At 48.8% G+C, this 1,329-nt stretch carries 1 protein-coding gene; it reads right to left on the minus strand.

The window, feature by feature from the left end; all coding sequences use genetic code 11:
- The coding region (gene tnpC, locus BLV85_RS14700) for an IS66 family transposase (RefSeq protein ID WP_143032374.1) at positions 1-1,022 on the minus strand (1,022 nt) is incomplete at its 3' end.
- Between the last annotated feature and the right edge of the window lie 307 nt (positions 1,023-1,329).

A 1,329-nucleotide genomic window follows, 5' to 3' on the forward strand; every position in this document is an offset into this window, starting at 1 on the left:
AATAAAGCCCGGTAGCGTTGTGTATAATGCTCGGCCTGTTCTGTGGGTAAAACATCTCCTTGTGCTTTAACATCTGTCAGAATGGCTTGCAGCAACGTTTGCATCTGTCTCGCCCACTGCTGGTTATCCTGTTCATAGGCACGTTCCAGCTCACGCAGATGATGGGCATTACACAGTGCGTGCAGACAAGCGGTGTACCGGTAATAGGGCTTCCAATGGTCATGACAAAGGATGCCGTTGAACTGTGGTAGCACACCTTTCTCATTCATGGCATCGGTGCCGCGGTGAGTATGTGCATAAAACAGTGTCCAGTTTTCATTTGAGTGACAATGCAGCCAATGTGTCTTGCCACTGATATTGATGCCCGTTTCATCGGTATGCAACAAAGGTGATGCCTTGAGCTTTTCAATCAGCTTTTGCTCAAATGGTTCAAGCAGGGTATAGGCCTGCTGATTGAAGTTGTAGATCGAGCCTGCGCTGATAGGTAGACCTATCTGGTCCTGGAAGTATTCCCGTACCCGATGATAGGGAATCAGTTGGTATTGCGACAGATAAACGGCATGGGCCTTGACATTATTGCCATACTGAACTGCTTTGGTGACATGATCCGGAAACGGCGCCACAAAACGCCGTCCATCTTCATCTTCCAGCACCTCTGCTCGGTATTCAGTGACTAAACGGCTGATGTCGATATCAAATACCTGGCGCCGCTCAAACCCCACCTCCCGGTATTGACCTGGTGGCAGAATCGAACGATCAACCGCCAGCACTTTGATCTCATCGGGGTCATCCGTTTGTCGAAGCGTGGCGCCAGCACTACCTGTCTGACCGCCCGCTTTGCGGTTACCTTCTCCGGTTCGTTTCTCGCGGGGGCGATTCTTGTCTGATGATGGCGGTTTGCTGCTGTTGCGACTATTAAGGCCTAAACGATTTGCCAGCACTTGAACAACCACTAACAGCGCTTCCAGCGTGGTGCTGAATGCTGGCGACAGGTTTTGCTCCTGCGCCAGAAGTTCTTGCACCTTTTTTATCGTGGCTTCTACGTCTATGCCGTCAACTGTCAATGTGTTGTTCCAATAGCTGTTTCTGATATAACGCTATTGTACAACCTGTTTTCAAAGCACAATTTTTCGCTGCAGATCGCGCCGGAGCGCACTGTATTTTTGCCGACCTTCACGTGCGTGAATTAACTATTTTGACGGCTGTAATACATCTTTATGCGGCTATTGCACTGGCCCTGACGGGCAACTCCAAATGTATCGGTAATCTTGCTTTTTTACACAAAAACCCTGTCAAGCACTTTTTGCATTTTTTTCGCTGAATAGTTAC

It is taken from the genome of Nitrosomonas halophila, from assembly GCF_900107165.1.
GTDB classification, from domain to species: domain Bacteria; phylum Pseudomonadota; class Gammaproteobacteria; order Burkholderiales; family Nitrosomonadaceae; genus Nitrosomonas; species Nitrosomonas halophila.